We start from the raw sequence: 16,002 nt of genomic DNA, 5'->3' as shown, positions 1-16,002 counted from the left end.
GTCATATCAACTCAATACAGAAAATAAAACATTTTTTTAAGTTTTCGTTGGATTTCTAAAAAATCGGCGTATCTTTGCACCCGAAACATCGCGGGATAGAGCAGTAGGCAGCTCGTCGGGCTCATAACCCGAAGGTCACAGGTTCGAGTCCTGTTCCCGCTACAGAGAATGACCCATCAAATTTTTGATGGGTTTTTTGCTTTTTACTGCCTCTGTCAATGCCTGCAAATGTTTGGACTAAACCAAAAATCGAGTTTACTCTACCTGTTAGATATTCCCGATTTTCAGTCCTAATTGACAATCCCTCTGGAAATACCAGATTTTGGATTCTTATTTTGCTGTCAATATCCCCTTCTTTCCAGCATTTATTGATGTTTGTAACTTTCTCTATTACTTTATCGATATGTCTGCCGTGGTTAGATATTTTTTTGCTGTTTGCCATAATCTGAATCTCCATTTCCTTTAATTCCATGTCAAACTGATGTGAGTATCTATTGTATTTTTCATCCCCGAAATTCGGATTTTCAAAATAGCGTTTATCCAGATTTTCGATTTTAGCTTCCAAATCTTTTTTCTTCGAAAGCAGACCTTTCATTTCTTCCCTACCCTCATTTTCCATGATATCAAAAAGCTTGTTCAGCTGAAGTTTGAAAGGTTCTACAAATTGAGGACTTAGCGTGTATGTTGATAACAGCTTTTCAAAAGAATCATTCAATCCTTCCATTTTTGAATATGGCGTGGTCAATGCATTGAAACTTGCATTTCTGCATTTCTGGCATTTGTAATAATGCACATTCTTTTTTCTTACCACATAGCTTGTCAGAAGGCTTCCGCATTCGCATCTTAAAAATCCTGTCAGAGGTCTGAACTCATTGATCCTGCTTTTGGAGTATTCTTTAACTGGCACTTTGGTTTCAGAGAGCATTCTGTCAACTTTCAAAAAATCGTCCTCGCTGACCAGACCTGTCCAGTTTCCTTTCACTGGCTCTTCAAGCAGTGCATTTACCAATATTCCGCAGTAAAAAGGATTGCGCCACATAGAACCGAGTGACTGTTTTGTAATATCTAGATTCAGCTTTCCCAATTTCTCCCTGATTACAAAATCCCTTTCTCCTGCAAGCTTCCATTTCCAAGCCTTCTTTAAAATCTCTCCTTCAAGATTTATTGTAATAGACTGCTTCTCCTGCATTAGAGCATAATCTCCAACTTTCTTTCCTCTCATTGTATAGCCTCTTGGAGCTTTGCCGAGCCAGTTTCCCGCTCTCAGCAGTGCCTTCATGCCAGGAATTGTCTTTTCAAGCCTGTCCATGTTTTCTCTTCTGGCATCTAAAAGCTTGCTGTAAATATCAAGTTTGCTGTACTCGTCATTGGTGCACAGACCAGAAGAAGTTTCAATTAAATGCACACCCAGCTTATCCACAAGTTCATGAACTATGGTAATGGCGTTTCCCCCTGTTCTGGAAAACCTGCTGATAAATTTTATGGCGATTGCAAAAGGTTTCTGTTTTGCGCTTTTGACCTCTTCCAATAGCCTTGTAAACTCCTTTCTGGTAAAATCTCCCGAAGCGCTTTCATAAGTCCCTCCAAGCATATTTTTGAGCGTATAGCCATTTTTAGAAGCAAACTGTATTATTTCTATGCGCTGTTCTTCTAGGCTGTTGTTTACTAATTGCAATTTGGAGCTTACCCTTGTGTAGCCCCAGATTTCTTTTACCTCAGCTTTTTGCGCTAATTTCTCCTTCTGAAATTTCTTAAAACTTTCAATCCCCATAATCTACATTTTAAAATTATATACAATCACTGCCAATTGAAATAAGCTTTCGATTATCTCATTCCCCTCCAATTCTGAAATATCTTCAAAACCTCTGCATCTTCTTAATTCTTCAACTGTTAATTTCCCTTCATTTGTTTTAGTTTTTTCTTCTTCATCACAAATACCCCTTTCTCCTTCACAGAATCTAACTCCTTGTTTTTCAATTTGTAAATTCACAAAAGTTTTCCCTCGGGTGATTCTTCTCCTCTCATCCGTTGCTCTGTTTTCCATTATACAATTCCTCTTCATTAAAAAAAGACCGAGCCTCGGTCTTTTTTGTTCCACAATCACTATCCGCTATAAAGTTAAAACACTTTTTTCATTTTACCCTGATCAAAATCTGGTGGGGATACTACAAATATAAAACCTAATTCATTGAGGTTCATAAGTAAAATTTACCTATCATCACTCAATCCATTTTCATGTTTTCACAAAGATAAATCGCTTTTGCGTCAATCTCATGGACATAATATGTCCATAAAACTTTTAAGCAGTGTCAATAATACAAATAATTTAACTGCTTCATATTATAAATAAGCCAAAAGAAAAAAGAAAAGCAAGGTATTGGACACAGCCAGAGAAGTGCCCATAACGTATTTTTCTCGTCCCTCAAAAAATCCGCCCTTCGGGACTTATAGCACTTCAACTGTCTGACTGTCCAATTTCAGACTGCTTTCTTTTTTCCCTTTTTCTTTTTTTAAATATTTTATCTATTGTCACATCCTACAGCCATCATGGACATATTTTGAACATGATACATTCAAATATTTTTTCTAAATTAGAAGCTTGCTTTTAAAAATCTCCAAAGATTGCCACGTTCCTGCAATCAGCAAGATGAACGGTTGTTTAACAACCGCCTATCTTGCCACCCATTGCCTCGGAACTCGGCGGTGGAGAAACTTAAAAGCAAAGAGTTTGATAACAATGAAAATGAAAGATGATGAAAAGAGAAAATTCAAACAGAACACGAATCGTGGGACTGCGATTCACTCCTTTGGAGTATGCCGAACTAGAAAAGAGATTCAGAGCAAGCACCTGCCGAAAATTAAGCGACCACATCAGAAGCCACTTATTCAACAAACCCATTGTCGCCACCTACAGAAACCAGTCTTTAGACGAACTGATGGAAGAGACAGCCGTACTTACTTCCGAATTGCGGGCAATCGGCGATAATATAAATCAGATTGCCAGAAAGATAAACACGCTCAAAACGATTCCCGATTTCAAAGGGCATCTTTATCTGTTCGAAATCCAGAGAAAAAGGCTTTTTGATAAAATGGAAGAGGTCTCAGGCCACACCCAGAAAATAGCAGAAAAATGGTTGCAGTGATAAAAACAAGCTCGTCCATAAGAGGCATTCTGAATTACAACGAAAATAAAGTTGAGATTGGAAAAGCGGAATGCATAAGTGCTGTGAATTATCCGTTGGAGCTGGAAAAACTGAGTTTCACTTCAAAATTAAACCGCTTTCTAAAACTGGCAGAACTCAATACCAATGCGAAGCGGAATTCGGTGCATATCTCACTCAACTTTGATCCTTCGGAGAATCATTCGAAAGAAAAACTGGCTGAAATTGCAGACACTTATATGGAAAAACTGGGTTTCGGCAGACAGCCTTATCTGGTATACCAGCATTATGATGCGGGTCATCCCCACTGCCACATCGTGACAAACAACATTCAGAGAGACGGAAAAAGAATCGATCTTCATTTACTGGGAGTGAGAAAATCAGAACCTGCCAGAAAAGAAATTGAAGAAATGTTCGGACTTGTAAAAGCTGAAGGAAGAAAACAGAAAGAACAATTTTCGTTAAATCCGATAGATATAGGCAGAGTCCAGAAAGGCTATTAATTCAGTTTTAAACAAGGTTATATTTGACTATAAATATTCAAGCCTGCCTGAACTCAATGCCGTTTTGAACCTCTACAATATCCATGCGGACAGAGGAACTGAGGAATCTAGAGTTTTTAAAAATAATGGTCTGCTTTACAAAATACTTGACCAGAATTCGAAACCGATCGGAGTGCCGATAAAAGCCAGCGAATTCTACAGCAGACCTACCTTAAAATTTCTGGAAGGAAAATTTAAAACCAATAACGCAGAGAAAGAGTCTTGTAAAAAATATGTAAAAAATGCCATAAAACTGGCTTTCCTTCGTGAAAACATATTTTCTCCCGAAAAATTATCCAAGATATTGGAACAAGAAAGCATTAATATGATACTAAGAAAAAGCAGTGAAGGACAGCTTTACGGAATAACTTACGTCGACCATAAGACCAGATCCGTTTTCAATGGAAGCAGTCTGGGAAAAGAATTCACTGCAAAAGGAATTCAGGAAAGCTGTGCCATCAACATTCTGGCATTTGAAAGAAAACACCAAAACTCGACTTCAACTAGTTCAGAGAACTTTCAAAATCTGGAATCAAAAGATTATATAAAAGAAAATCTTCTTGATATACTGCTTCGGGGAGAAAAACTAAATGATTATGTTTCGAAACAATTCAAACAAAAAAAGAAAAAGAAGCTCTTTTATAGGATATAAAAAATGATTAAGGGTGCAAAAATGCACCCTTATTTATGTCTCTAATTTTCGTTAGCAGATCCAATTAATAATTAACATTTTATATTTTTTTAGTTTTTTAGGTTATTATTTTATAAAACACCTATTTTGAACACTACGAAACTCGCAATGTAAAACACTAATCAAATTTTGGATTATAGTATTCAAATTTTAATTCAGAATTATGAATTAGAAATTCAATAGCTCTGTTTGAACTTTTCTCCTTTTCTAAACGCAATAATCTTTTTCTTAAAGTATGTTTTACATTTAATAAGTTTATATCAAACGATTTCATTTCCAATGCAAGCTTTGGTTCCCATGGGCGCATAACATAATTATAGTTTCTCTTTTTATTAAAGATAAGTACTGATATTATGGGAAATCCTTCAACGAGAACTTCTTTTTTTGCAATTAATTTACCCAAAAGAAAATAGCCTATAAATACTTTTTTCTCTTTTATAACAATGCCTTTTTCTAATAATAGTAGAGAAATTAAAAGCAAGATTATTATACCCAAAATAATTGCAACGTAATACGTTAACATATTTAATTTAGAGTTTAATATTCCTAAAAAAACAAAGGCTATTATAAATAAAACAAAAAATAAATTTTTCCGCTGATTATATTCAAAATTCTTCTCTAATATAATTATCATTTACTTTTAATATTGGGTTCATTTACAACTATTACTTTGTGTGTCGCCCTTACTAAATTCTCGATATAACGAACTTTATCTATTGACTTTTGAGAAAATGTATCAACTGTCACATGATCATCAATAATACCATCCAAGTAATAAGTTCCTAATTCTGAAAATTTTATTCCGTAAATAGGTATTGATTTATTGTTAATTGCTCCAAAAGTATCTAATTCCATTTTTTTTAGCTCATCGACACTATACTTTATATCTTTTGTTTTTCGCATATAGTAAAGTATATACCTGCTTCTTTTCTTATCATCAAAAGTTTTGGTAATGGTATCTAGTACACTTTTATAATTAATATTGCCTTTATAGACTTTATTAATATAGACTGTATCAGGAAAATCAAAATAAAACTCAACAGTTTCATTTTTAAAACCATTGTGAACAATACCTTCTTTTTTGACACGTCCTTTTTCAGCGTTTTGATTGTCTTTACAAGAACTAAAATTTAATATCAAAATAGCACTAACGGCTACTATTATTCTTTTTTGCTTCATCATAAGCTTTACTTTTTTCTTTAGCGTCATTAGCCCTAACTTTATTAATATCTCCTCTTTTTACAATTGTATCTTTTTTAAATGTCTGAACTTGTGATGGATTAATTCCCATTGCGGGTACAGCTCTTGAGTTTTCAGTTTCAATAGTTACATAATCACCTTCTTTACTTTTGCTCATCGTTGATTCAGATTTTACTTCTTCTCCGCCGTCTGGAGTTTTGACAAAAGGATTACTACCATCTGGTGCTACCCCTGGTACCGTCGTCGGCGGACCATAAACATCTGTCAATCCAATAACTGCACTCATATCAACTTGTTTCGTTTCTCTACCCGCTTGGTCTGTTGTCATCCCGCCTGACTTTCCTCCTTCAGTCGCAAAACTAACACCAGAACCAGAAGCTTTTCTAGCTTTTTCGGGTTTACCTATTTTAATATCGGGAGTTATTTTATCTAAGAAGGCACTAGCTTTTTGGGCTACTTCATTTCTTAAATTGGAAACAACCGTACTTACCTTATTTGCAACGTAATTTCTCACTGCAGATTTAGCTCTATCGATTAATCCTGTAAAAGGGTTATCTGGCCACATACCATCTGGGTCAATAAAATACACAGGATTATCCATTGCATAGTTATAAGGTGACCACCTGCGACCTTGTTCTGCAAGTGGATCAATATTCATCCATCTTCCAACTGCTGGATCATAATTACGTGTCCCGTAATCGTAAAAGTTAAGCCCCAGCTCGTCTTGGAGCTCTTTGCCATTGTACTTATACTTATAAGGGTCTGTAAATTTTTTCTATACAACGAATGCCCTCCTGCAAAAAATCTCTATATAAAGAACGTCATTTATAAAATAAATTTTATTCAATTATCTTATAAGAAATTATGAAACTTTATATATTACAACAAAAGCAAGACCTTCTATGCTTCAATAAACAACTTACTTTCGTATTTTATTGTTAGAATCATATATATATCTTAAAAAAAACTGTTGCTTCTCTGAAGCCATCTTATTACAAAATTCAGATGCTATCTGAGTTTGATTATGCTCAAATAAAAATAAAACTAAATCCGTAATATGCTTTTGATTAATACTGTCAATATAATTTTTGAAACTCATTGCATTAATTATTTCTGCAATTAACTTCGCATTTAAAATTGGATTACCTTTAACTCTTAAAACAACAAGCGTTTCCAAAAATTGATGGGTAAAATGACCTTTGTCTATATTCCCGCACGATTTTAAGATGAGTTCCTTATATTTTTCGTTGAGTTCTGGAATAAATACTATCCATTTAGATAATAAACCTAAATTTTTTTGTTCTTCTCTTTTTAACGTATTTTCATACTTAACAGTTAACAGCTCCCAGAGATTAAGTACGCTAGTCTGAAATTTAAATTTTTCTAATTCCGATAAACTATTTTGATAGTCTTTTTGTTGCCATACAAATGTAATTAAAGAACTTACCATATCATCTGAACAAATTTTTAAAAATTTCAAAAGTAAACTTTCACTTGATAAAGTTTCAAATTCCCAGAAATAAAATGTTGCAAGATGCCTAATTAAACCATTGTGACGTACACTTAATAGTTTTTCATTATTTTCTATAGCTCTTTCATAATGTGGATGGAAAATCCCATACAATTCTTCATTAAAAGGTGGATTCCCAAATAAAACACCTCCCATAAAAGCTAGCCATTTATCTTCATCTAATTTATAATGACCTTGGACTTGATTTACTATCCAGCTTTTATTTAAAAAATAAAACTGTTCGAAATACAAGCCTTGCAGAATATAAACTTCAATAAATCCTCTATCTGACATGCTTTCAAATATAGATTGCACATCTGCTTCCCATTTATTATCCTCTCCCTTAGGAAGATTTCTAGCCCTACGCAGTGAATATTCTAAAAGTGCCTTTAATGATTTTCCTGCAAGAGAATTAAATAAGTAACTGACGTAATCCCTATTTTTTATTTGCGAATCATTGACTACATCTATTCTTTTAATAACATTTATGATAATATCTTTAACAATTGAAATTAAGTAGCTATCGAAAGCATGATTATCATTTTTTAATCCTTCAGTAAGAAAATGTGAAATAGCTCCTAGAACCAAATCAAAACTATAGTCTGACGAGAAATTCTCATTTTTTTTCTCTTGCATGTGTGACTCTTCATTTTTAGTAATAAATAAAAAATATTGAAGAGTTTTTTCTAAATCATACGTATTTCTTTGTTTCCAAGCATCTTCAAGTCCATCTATAATACTATAAATGTAGATGTTCTCAATTTTAAAAAACGAATGTATTTCTTGTACGAATTTTTCAGGATTTTCCCTAACTGCAACTTTTAAAGTGTCAGATAATCCTCTTATACTTGGACTTTTCCATCCTTTATCAGGCTGAAATGTTTTAATATAATCTACAATTTCAAAATTAGTCATTCTCATCAAATCTTCTTTCGAAAGAGGAGAAACTGAACCACTGCTTATTTTTACTTCTCCAAGTGTTTCATAGTGTTCACTTGTTAAATTCAAAGCTTTTGAAAGTTCCAAATATTTTTTATCAAAGAAACTAATATCTTTTAATGCTGAATACCAATTGAGTTGCCAATATTCTTTCTGCTTTTCATTTTCATTTGTTCCCTCATCACCTCCTCTTTCAATTATTTCCTTAAATATTAATTTCTCCTCTGATGTAAATAAATGTTGATTTGTTCGTAATAAGTCAAATAGCTCCTTTTGATATTCATGACGTGAAAAAAAATGAAAAATATCATCATTTTTATTTAATAATTTCCAAAATAGAGGCTTAAGTACATTCCAGTTTTCGCAAATTACATATAGTGCTATTCTATTATAAAAAACAATATTATATTTTTTATCCTTAGAAAAATGCTCTAATAAAATAATTGTATCATGGGGATCTATCTTTGCTTTCTCATTAAGTAAATCTCTAAAAATTATTCCAAAAACTGTAACTAATTTTTCTGAATTACTGTGTAAGCTATCCAGTTTTCGAATACTATCAAAACCAAAAGCAGAAGTTAAATCTGTGGTCAATGCAAATTTCAACCTTTCAAAAACATTTTCATTTTGCGGATTATAAATAATATCACGGATTTTCAGTATTGTAATAATTTCTTTTTTTAATGAAATCTCATCTTTATCTTCCCAGTTATATATAACATCCGTATTATATTCATCTATACTTTCTAATTTTGTTTTGACCAAAAGATTTTCTCTATCAATAAAAATTGTAATGTCATAGTTCTTATCTCCATCAACAATTGAATAATTAATACCATTAGGATAATCTAATAATAGAAATTTCAAAGTTCTACCTAAATTTAAAATAAAATCGTTTGAACAATACTTAACAACTTTATATATAAGTTCATTTTTCTCAAACTTTTCAGCTAAAAAATACAAATATAATCTGGAGTAATAGCTTTCTCCTTCACCGTATATATTACTTTTAATCTGTTCGGTCTTCTCAACATGAAAAAGATGTTCAAGAATTATTTCGGCTTTTAGAATATCTTCATGAGTTGGCTCCTCATTCAAAAATTTAGGTAAAAGACTCTCGCATATCTCGGAAGTTTGGAGCATCGTATCAAAATTTCCCGAAAGCCAAACAGGAATAAAATTTAAAATTTCTACTGGTATTTTTTCATTAGGAATATTTACCAAGATTTTAATAAATCGATACCATGTCTTAAAATTATCTTTAGGATGTTCAGAGACATTTTTAATAACGGCAAGTAATTCGTCTATCTGGTCTAATTCTTTACCTTCATTAATTTGAACTGATAATTTTTCTAGGTATGTTAAGGAATCCCAATAGGGAATTTCAAATCCATTCGAAACTTGAACAGGATCAGGATTATTCTGAGGATCAAAAAAGCCTTCATTCTTTAAAAAATTAAACCAAATCATTATTCCCTATATTATTTAGAAAGTATTGTTTGTAACTTTCATGTCTATTTAATAAATTTTTAATTATTTCTTGCTCAAATGCAGTAGGTGCCTTTTTTAAAAGAATTAAATCTATATATCTTATATTTTCAAGATAATCTATATCTGGAGATGAAATAGAAGTTGAGCTTGTATTCTTTTTATTTTCTAGTAAAGCAGATTCTTGTTGTTCCTTTCTCTCCTTTAAATAACTTTGAAAGCTATAGTCTTTGAGCTCTTTACGTAAAATATTAAAAAGTTTTTTACCAAAATCTGCATTTTCTCCAAAATACTCATAAGTTAAATCTGCATTCTTAAATTCAGATTTTAAACCTTCATGCAATTCAAATCGGCGTCCGCTATCAATGCAAAAATCTCTATAATTTAATGTTGTAAAGATTGAATTTGTGTATTGTTTTTTTTTAAGATAATAAATGAGACTTAAGATATTTACAGTATCTCTATAACTGTCTTTAGAGTGATTTGGAACAATTGTTTGAAGATTTCTAATGCCAGATTCTAATAGAATAGAATCATCATATGGTGCTTTTTCTGAATAAGATGACAATATAAGATCAATTCTTTCAATCCTTTTTTGTACATTTTTCTCAATCTCTTCAGAGTTGTATGTAGATGCTAATTCAGAATTGTGTTTAAATAAAGTTATATCTTCTTTTTCTCTTTTTTGAAAGTATTTTACAATTTCTTTTTGATACTCAATCTTACGTCTATTCCATTCATCAATAATATTTGTTGGTACGATATGTTTTAAATAACCGTTTTCAATCCAGTAACAAAGCTCTTCAAGATAATTATCTTCTTTTTTAAAGTCTATACGAAGAAGTTGTAGCCATACACAAGTATCTAAAGTGATATTTAGCATTAAGTTATAATCTTTTTATTAAATAAACATTAACCATTTTGTTTTCGATATTGCTAATATAGTACTATTTTTTACTTACAGTAAATTCATTCAAAAAAACTAAAAAGAAATAATTTCATAGAATTAATACTTATACTGGTCTGTAAAATTTTTCTCTACAATAAATGATCCATTGCAAAAAAACTATGTAAAGACTTATTATTCTTACGAAAATAGTTTTTGTTTATCAAAAATCCTAAACTAAAAATCTGAACTTGATCGATGATTGAAGAAAAACGAAAATTATAACAAACTAATTATTTTAATCCGTTCAATATTAATTCTTAGAATTTTATAATCCTCTACATTTCAAAAAAACAAAAAAACACTTACCCTCTAAAAACCAAGTATTTATACTTGTGTAAATTCACTGCAAAAATTGTTAATTCGCATTAAATAAAACTTTTTTTTTTCAAAACTATCTTCAAGATTAATTACATATTTTACCTGTGATAATATTAACCGTTAAACCTAATTAACATGAAAAAATCTATTACTTTAATTCTTACAATTACAGCATTTTTGATTCAAATGCGTGTAATATCACAAACTTCGGAAATGGATAAGGCTGAAAATTATTTCAGGAATTCTAGTGTAATTACATATAATGAAGATTACAGTCCGAAGGATTATATTGGTTCGTTAATTTATTACAAAGCGGGAGAAGAAAAAAATCTTAAAGTGTTAAAGATTACAAAGCCTGATGATAGTACTATTATTAGCACAGCCATAGATGATATTCTATATCAAAAAATGCATACACGCGAAGAAGTTGCATCTGCTAAGTTTTTAGGCATTTTCAACACAAAAGTAACCAATAAGCATCTATTAGAAGTAATATTGCTTCGTGATTATTCTCTTGAAGCTCAATCATTCCTAACAGACTTGGTCTTATACCAACAAGTGTTAAAACTTTCAAGCCAGTTAAAAGATGCTGGCTACAAAGCAGAATTTGTCTGGAAAGTAAATGTTAACAAATTAACTTCAAGAGTTTTTAAAGAAGGAAAAATAGAAGCTGGATTTAATTATCAAGTAGAAGGAAGTGGTGGCGTCTATAATAAAACCGAAGATTTTACGAAAAAGAATTTAATAACATTGCAAACAATTGATGTTACAATCTTTCTCCCGACGGCAACTAAATCTATTGATAAATTTATGCAAGGAAAATACAACCCACCAACAACTGAAGAATTACTAGATTTGCAAAAAAATAAAGATTATATTCTAGTTGAAAAAATTGTTTTCGATAAATCCTTATAAATGTAGATTTACTTAAAATAGAGTTTTTATTTGCTAGGCTTTATTTATTTTTCTTGCTCTTATTTTACTAATAAATTTTCATTAAGTCCATAAAAAAGCTCTCATTTCTGAGAGCTTTTTTTAGTTTATCATCTTAAATAATTATAATACCGTATTGAAATATCTATTCATTCCTGCAAAATTATATTTGCTAGAAAGCATATTGTCGATTTGTTCTTGAACTTCTCTTATAGTTTCAGCATCATCTAATTTTAGCAGAGCCTTTTTAAAAGCCCTAAAAATTTTGTAAACGGAATATCTCAAGTTTTTTAATTCTATACGATTAATTCCATAAAAATCTTCAGCAGCTTTTACATAAACCGAATATTCTTTTCTTTTAGGAATAATTTTTACCTCTTCAGTAACATCATCTACTTCATAAGCGAAGTAAGTTTCCGGATTGTCAAAATATGGATTTAACAACAATGCCTGCTCTCTAAAATGTTCCTCAGTATATGTTTGTAGAGTGTAATTAATCCCCACATCAATTGGATCTGGTGAAATATTTCCAGCAAGGGCATCAATTTCGTCGTCGGTGCTAATATTAAATATTGAAGGTGAAGGATATAAATTAGCCCCTATTATTGGAAAATTATCACTTTTATAAGTTTGATTACATATCTGGCAGGCAAATAAATAATTATCATAAGTGTAGGCTAACCACCAGTAAATGCTCTTTGGCCTATAATGTTCGACATCTCCATGTGCTACAACATCAGTGTTTGCCTCACAATAGGCACATTTTCCAAAACTTTCTTTTTTTAACTGTGTCTTTGCCGTTTTCCAGAAAGCACTTTTAAATAAAATTGGCTGGGTATTGTCATTTAAAAAAGCTCTTCGAGCCTGCATTAATTCTTTATCTCTCTCTCGTTTATCAGCACCTCTGTACTTAGCGTTTATTGCTCGAGCAGTCCTTAATCGTTCTAAAGATATCATAAAAACTATGCCTTAATTTTTAATTTCTCCTCAATCTTTTCAAGCAGTTCCAATTCTTTCAAGCTTGCTGTCTGCAGATTTCTCTTAGGCAGATCCTTTAATTTACTTTTAACAATCTTCATTGTTTTTTTCTCAGTTTCATTTAAAGAATCTCCTTTGGATTTTAAAGCCTCGTATTCCTTTTTAACATTCTGTATTTCATAACTTTCATCCGTTTCCAGTCCAAAAACAGGAGTCATAAGCAATTGATTTATTAATAATGATTTCGGAGAACCTATGAACGGAATAATTTCAACTATATTAGAATCATTTCTTTTTAAAGCAAATAACTCTCCTGTATCAGCCTGCTGTGCAGTAAGCGGTGAATGGGTTGTTGCGACAACTTGAAAATTAGGCAGTTTGTTGCCAATAAAATCTAATAGCTTTCTCTGCCATTTAGGATGCAGATGCAGGTCCAATTCATCTATCAATAAAAGACCTCGTGACTCTAAAGGCTTATTATAGCTTCTAAAAGCTTCGGTTATCCTAAAAAGCAGATCTCCTATCCAAGCAGCCATATTTTGATATCCGTCGCTCAACTGATCTAGTGAAATTAATCCATCAACTGTATCAAACATTACCTGCTTATTCTCCTTATCTATAGAATGAAATATAATTCCAGGCAGAAAGTCCTTCAACGCATCTTTTACGAGATTAATTCCCTGCGCACCAGAACGATAGTCCAGCTCAATAATCCATGCCGTCAAAGGATTTAAAGTTGAAGAATTATCAAATAGGTTTCTGACGTTCATAGAACGCGGGCTTCTGCTTTTTTCGAAATTAGAGAACACTTCATTTGACAGTCTTCTGCTTGCGCCGTAAGCTACAATAAAATAATTCCTGTTTGCATTCTCAATGGCGCTATCAATTAAGTATAAAGAATCTTTATTTTTAGAAATAACTTTTGAGAGATTATCGCCTCTTTCAAATTTCAGAGAAATTTTTCGCTCTTCGCCTTTTTTTGTTTCTATTACCGCACTGATTAAGCAATTACTTTCACCAAATTTTATCCAAGAATCGACATTCCCTAAAAGTTCGCCCAATGCACTACTTCCAGAAGTAACCAAGGCTATCGCTTTTAGGATATTACTTTTACCTGTACCATTTTCTCCCAAAATTAAAGTCCATTTTCTATTGCTCTTCTTATCCTTCTCAAAAGATAGGCTGATATCAGAAAGACATTTAAAATTCCTAAGTTTTATTTCTTTTAGAAACATGATTTCTTATTGTAAAATTATTAATCAAATTTACTATTTTTTTTAATTGTAAATATTTTTAATATATTTAATTGCTTTCTACTTAATTCCTTATAGAGGGAAATACCTGTTTATCAGCTCCCTCTGATGTGAGATGTTCACTTTAAAATATTTCTCAGTCGTTCCTGGCCATTTATGCCCTGCAAGTTCCTGCACTCTTTCTAATGGAATATTCTTTTCGTTAAGCCAGTTGCAGATTACGCTCATTCGAATAGTCTGAGGATTTAATTTCCTGTCAGGGAATAATCCTCGTAACGGTTCAATCATGGCATGTATGCTGTTCACCACAATAGGCTGTCCAAGCTTTGTCAATATGAATTTATCACTGCTCCCGCGCAGTAAGGCAGGCCGTGTTTCATTTATGTAATTATGAAACAGTATCATCTGCTTGGGAACAAGCTCCAGCGTTCTTTTATTGAGATTGGCAGAGCCTTTAATGTAAACTGTGCCATTATCAAGATCAATATCCTTTAAAGCCAGCCTTGCTATTTCATCGCTTGCAAGCCCCTGATAGATTAAAAGGGAAATCAGAACATTGTTTCTCACATCAAGATGCTTGTAGCGGTTCTCACGTTCCATTAAAAGCTGCAGTTCTGTGCTGTTGAACAGATCCTGCACCTGAATGGTCTGGTTGCCCTTAATCTTGATATTAAGCTTTCTGCATGGATGGTCATTTCGATAACCGCACATTACCAGATAGTCGTAATATTTTTTAATGGCTGAGAGTATTCTGATTCGGTACTGCACGTTGGACTGCTTCTGGCTGACTTTATCCATATGCTTGACTATATCTTTGTACTGGTATCTCTTAGCCTTTGGATTGGTCTTTAAAAAGTGATTGATTGTATAGAGATAGCTCTGCGCTGTCTTCTCCGCTACAATTCCTCTCAGGTAATTTTCAAGATCAGGTTTCTTATTTTCCATGGGATAGTTTTTAAAAGTTTACCACTGGTTTGCGTTTTTTGTTCTGAATCGCATAAATGTAGGTGGTATTGATCTGCGTATGCCCCAGAAAACTCCGTATAAAGTCAATTCCCGCCTTATTCTCTGCCAGATGATACGCAATGCTGTGGCGCAGGCAGTGAAGCGTGATTTCTTTCTGTACAAGCTCGAATTTTCCCGTCTGCTCAATCATCTTGTTTAAAATCTCATTGAGGTTTTCTCCAGTTGACCTTCTGCCTCTGCTGTTGATGAAAAAGGCTTCCTCATTTTGGTTTCTCCCAGTCAGCCTTTCAGGCCTTTCATCCCTGACATATTTTTTCAGGTACTGCAGAACCGTATCGCTCATTGGAACTTCACGTCTTTTGTTTCCTTTTCCCTGTCTGACAACTAGCATTCCTTTAATCAGGTTCACATCTTTCAGATCAAGGCTGGCAATCTCCGACCTTCTCAGTCCGCATCCGTAGGCGATGGAAAGCAGGGCTTTTTCCATTTCATTTTCTGCATGATGGTATACCAGTTTTATTTCTTCAATCGTGAGAATGTTTCTCGGCTTCTGAGTTCCTCCAGTAATGGAAGGGATATAGTAGGTATTCTGGATTTCCTTGTTTTCAAGAAGATATACCTGAAAAAGCCCCTGAACAAAAAGATGAAGTTTAACTGTTTTTTCAGCCAGAATGCCGTTTCCTCTTTTCTTTGGCCTTGAAGAAAGATAATCAAGATACTTCACCGATTCTTTTGAAGTCACATTCTGGATTCTGCTGATTCCTGCCTGTTCCAGCCAGATCAGAAATTCCGTTATGATGTTTTTATAAAGGTTTGATCTTCCCTGCTTGTAATTCCTTACTTTAACAAATCCTGCGAATGCCACTGCGAGCCTTAGAAATTCCCTGCTCTGTATCGTTTTTTTCATTTGATCTTATATTTCTTAATGTTGATTTTGCTGTTTATCTTCTGCTTTAAAAAAGTGTCCGCTTGCACATTCCGCGGAACGCGGAACACCAGTATCGTATTGCCAGTGTTTTCAATGCTTTCGGTGTTCCGCTGGCGTTCCGTGGTGTTCCACTTTTGAGTTTTAAT

Annotated in this window: 14 protein-coding genes, 1 tRNA gene and 1 pseudogene; 5 read left to right on the top strand and 11 right to left on the bottom strand. The window is 32.8% G+C overall.

Annotated features, from left to right (window positions below; translation table 11 throughout):
- Positions 1–89 precede the first annotated feature (89 nt).
- A tRNA-Met gene (locus tag ACNRYB_RS09475) sits at positions 90–162 on the top strand.
- On the opposite strand, the gene ACNRYB_RS09470 is transcribed toward ACNRYB_RS09475, so the two are convergent.
- Together ACNRYB_RS09470 and ACNRYB_RS09465 are read right to left on the bottom strand one after the other, a co-directional pair.
- On the bottom strand, positions 122–1,771 hold the full coding sequence (locus ACNRYB_RS09470) for a recombinase family protein (RefSeq protein ID WP_473730240.1): 1,650 nt from the start codon (positions 1,769–1,771) through the stop codon (positions 122–124). The genes ACNRYB_RS09475 and ACNRYB_RS09470 overlap by 41 nt on opposite strands.
- 3 nt (positions 1,772–1,774) lie before the next feature.
- Positions 1,775–2,044 carry a hypothetical protein gene (locus ACNRYB_RS09465; RefSeq protein ID WP_473729908.1) on the bottom strand — a complete coding sequence of 90 codons (270 nt, stop codon included), beginning with the start codon at positions 2,042–2,044 and terminating at the stop codon, positions 1,775–1,777.
- Positions 2,045–2,750: 706 nt separating this feature from the next.
- Here ACNRYB_RS09465 and ACNRYB_RS09460 point away from each other — a divergent pair.
- The 3 genes from ACNRYB_RS09460 (at position 2,751) to ACNRYB_RS09450 (ending at position 4,355) form a co-directional block, all read left to right on the top strand.
- Positions 2,751–3,143, top strand: a complete 393-nt coding sequence (locus ACNRYB_RS09460) for a plasmid mobilization protein (protein ID WP_473729907.1) — start codon at positions 2,751–2,753, stop codon at positions 3,141–3,143.
- Positions 3,131–3,664 (top strand): relaxase/mobilization nuclease domain-containing protein, encoded by a 534-nt coding sequence (locus ACNRYB_RS09455; protein WP_473729906.1) that lies wholly within the window; start codon positions 3,131–3,133, stop codon positions 3,662–3,664. Before ACNRYB_RS09460 ends, ACNRYB_RS09455 begins: the two co-directional genes overlap by 13 nt.
- Before the next feature lie 64 nt (positions 3,665–3,728).
- The gene (locus ACNRYB_RS09450) at positions 3,729–4,355 is read left to right on the top strand and encodes a hypothetical protein (protein WP_473729905.1); all 627 of its coding nucleotides are present in this window, start codon (positions 3,729–3,731) and stop codon (positions 4,353–4,355) included.
- Positions 4,356–4,512: 157 nt separating this feature from the next.
- On the opposite strand, the gene ACNRYB_RS09445 is transcribed toward ACNRYB_RS09450, so the two are convergent.
- From ACNRYB_RS09445 to ACNRYB_RS09425, 5 genes and pseudogenes are all read right to left on the bottom strand, one after another.
- On the bottom strand, positions 4,513–5,028 hold the full coding sequence (locus tag ACNRYB_RS09445) for a hypothetical protein (RefSeq protein WP_347053517.1): 516 nt from the start codon (positions 5,026–5,028) through the stop codon (positions 4,513–4,515).
- Positions 5,025–5,576, bottom strand: a complete 552-nt coding sequence (locus ACNRYB_RS09440; RefSeq protein ID WP_473729904.1) for a hypothetical protein — start codon at positions 5,574–5,576, stop codon at positions 5,025–5,027. Before ACNRYB_RS09440 ends, ACNRYB_RS09445 begins: the two co-directional genes overlap by 4 nt.
- A pseudogene (locus ACNRYB_RS09435) lies at positions 5,542–6,339 on the bottom strand (RHS repeat-associated core domain-containing protein); the annotation flags it as partial. The pseudogene ACNRYB_RS09435 and the gene ACNRYB_RS09440, both read right to left, overlap by 35 nt.
- Before the next feature lie 174 nt (positions 6,340–6,513).
- Positions 6,514–9,513 carry a hypothetical protein gene (locus ACNRYB_RS09430; protein ID WP_473729903.1) on the bottom strand — a complete coding sequence of 1,000 codons (3,000 nt, stop codon included), beginning with the start codon at positions 9,511–9,513 and terminating at the stop codon, positions 6,514–6,516.
- Positions 9,500–10,414 carry a PIN domain-containing protein gene (locus tag ACNRYB_RS09425; protein WP_473729902.1) on the bottom strand — a complete coding sequence of 305 codons (915 nt, stop codon included), beginning with the start codon at positions 10,412–10,414 and terminating at the stop codon, positions 9,500–9,502. The genes ACNRYB_RS09430 and ACNRYB_RS09425 overlap by 14 nt, the downstream gene beginning before the upstream one ends.
- Before the next feature lie 519 nt (positions 10,415–10,933).
- Between ACNRYB_RS09425 and ACNRYB_RS09420 the strand changes: the two genes are divergently transcribed.
- On the top strand, positions 10,934–11,713 hold the full coding sequence (locus tag ACNRYB_RS09420; protein WP_473729901.1) for a hypothetical protein: 780 nt from the start codon (positions 10,934–10,936) through the stop codon (positions 11,711–11,713).
- A 141-nt stretch (positions 11,714–11,854) separates the two neighbouring features.
- On the opposite strand, the gene ACNRYB_RS09415 is transcribed toward ACNRYB_RS09420, so the two are convergent.
- The 4 genes from ACNRYB_RS09415 to ACNRYB_RS09400 all read right to left on the bottom strand — a co-directional run bounded on the left by ACNRYB_RS09415 (position 11,855) and on the right by ACNRYB_RS09400 (position 15,835).
- Positions 11,855–12,688, bottom strand: coding sequence for an HNH endonuclease family protein (locus tag ACNRYB_RS09415; RefSeq protein WP_473729900.1), 834 nt, complete (start codon positions 12,686–12,688; stop codon positions 11,855–11,857).
- 5 nt (positions 12,689–12,693) lie between these two features.
- Positions 12,694–13,944 carry an AAA family ATPase gene (locus ACNRYB_RS09410; RefSeq protein ID WP_473729899.1) on the bottom strand — a complete coding sequence of 417 codons (1,251 nt, stop codon included), beginning with the start codon at positions 13,942–13,944 and terminating at the stop codon, positions 12,694–12,696.
- 90 nt (positions 13,945–14,034) lie between these two features.
- The gene (locus ACNRYB_RS09405; protein WP_473729898.1) at positions 14,035–14,907 is read right to left on the bottom strand and encodes a tyrosine-type recombinase/integrase; all 873 of its coding nucleotides are present in this window, start codon (positions 14,905–14,907) and stop codon (positions 14,035–14,037) included.
- Between the two features lie 10 nt (positions 14,908–14,917).
- Positions 14,918–15,835, bottom strand: a complete 918-nt coding sequence (locus tag ACNRYB_RS09400; RefSeq protein WP_473729897.1) for a tyrosine-type recombinase/integrase — start codon at positions 15,833–15,835, stop codon at positions 14,918–14,920.
- Between the last annotated feature and the right edge of the window lie 167 nt (positions 15,836–16,002).

The organism is Flavobacterium sp. CR10 (assembly GCF_055814415.1).
The sequence above is the reverse complement of the archived record's forward strand: the minus strand, read 5'-3'. Positions and strand labels throughout refer to the sequence as shown.

What these genes read in the sequence shown, in the direction of transcription:
- ACNRYB_RS09465 (WP_473729908.1), bottom strand. Translation starts at nt 2,044, where the DNA reads ATGGAAAACAGAGCAACGGATGAGAGGAGAAGAATCACCCGAGGGAAA.
- ACNRYB_RS09415 (WP_473729900.1), bottom strand. Translation starts at nt 12,688, where the DNA reads ATGATATCTTTAGAACGATTAAGGACTGCTCGAGCAATAAACGCTAAG.
- ACNRYB_RS09400 (WP_473729897.1), bottom strand. Translation starts at nt 15,835, where the DNA reads ATGAAAAAAACGATACAGAGCAGGGAATTTCTAAGGCTCGCAGTGGCA.
- ACNRYB_RS09445 (WP_347053517.1), bottom strand. Translation starts at nt 5,028, where the DNA reads ATGATAATTATATTAGAGAAGAATTTTGAATATAATCAGCGGAAAAAT.
- ACNRYB_RS09405 (WP_473729898.1), bottom strand. Translation starts at nt 14,907, where the DNA reads ATGGAAAATAAGAAACCTGATCTTGAAAATTACCTGAGAGGAATTGTA.
- ACNRYB_RS09420 (WP_473729901.1), top strand. Translation starts at nt 10,934, where the DNA reads ATGAAAAAATCTATTACTTTAATTCTTACAATTACAGCATTTTTGATT.
- ACNRYB_RS09460 (WP_473729907.1), top strand. Translation starts at nt 2,751, where the DNA reads ATGATGAAAAGAGAAAATTCAAACAGAACACGAATCGTGGGACTGCGA.
- ACNRYB_RS09425 (WP_473729902.1), bottom strand. Translation starts at nt 10,414, where the DNA reads ATGCTAAATATCACTTTAGATACTTGTGTATGGCTACAACTTCTTCGT.
- ACNRYB_RS09440 (WP_473729904.1), bottom strand. Translation starts at nt 5,576, where the DNA reads ATGATGAAGCAAAAAAGAATAATAGTAGCCGTTAGTGCTATTTTGATA.
- ACNRYB_RS09430 (WP_473729903.1), bottom strand. Translation starts at nt 9,513, where the DNA reads ATGATTTGGTTTAATTTTTTAAAGAATGAAGGCTTTTTTGATCCTCAG.
- ACNRYB_RS09410 (WP_473729899.1), bottom strand. Translation starts at nt 13,944, where the DNA reads ATGTTTCTAAAAGAAATAAAACTTAGGAATTTTAAATGTCTTTCTGAT.
- ACNRYB_RS09455 (WP_473729906.1), top strand. Translation starts at nt 3,131, where the DNA reads ATGGTTGCAGTGATAAAAACAAGCTCGTCCATAAGAGGCATTCTGAAT.
- ACNRYB_RS09470 (WP_473730240.1), bottom strand. Translation starts at nt 1,771, where the DNA reads ATGGGGATTGAAAGTTTTAAGAAATTTCAGAAGGAGAAATTAGCGCAA.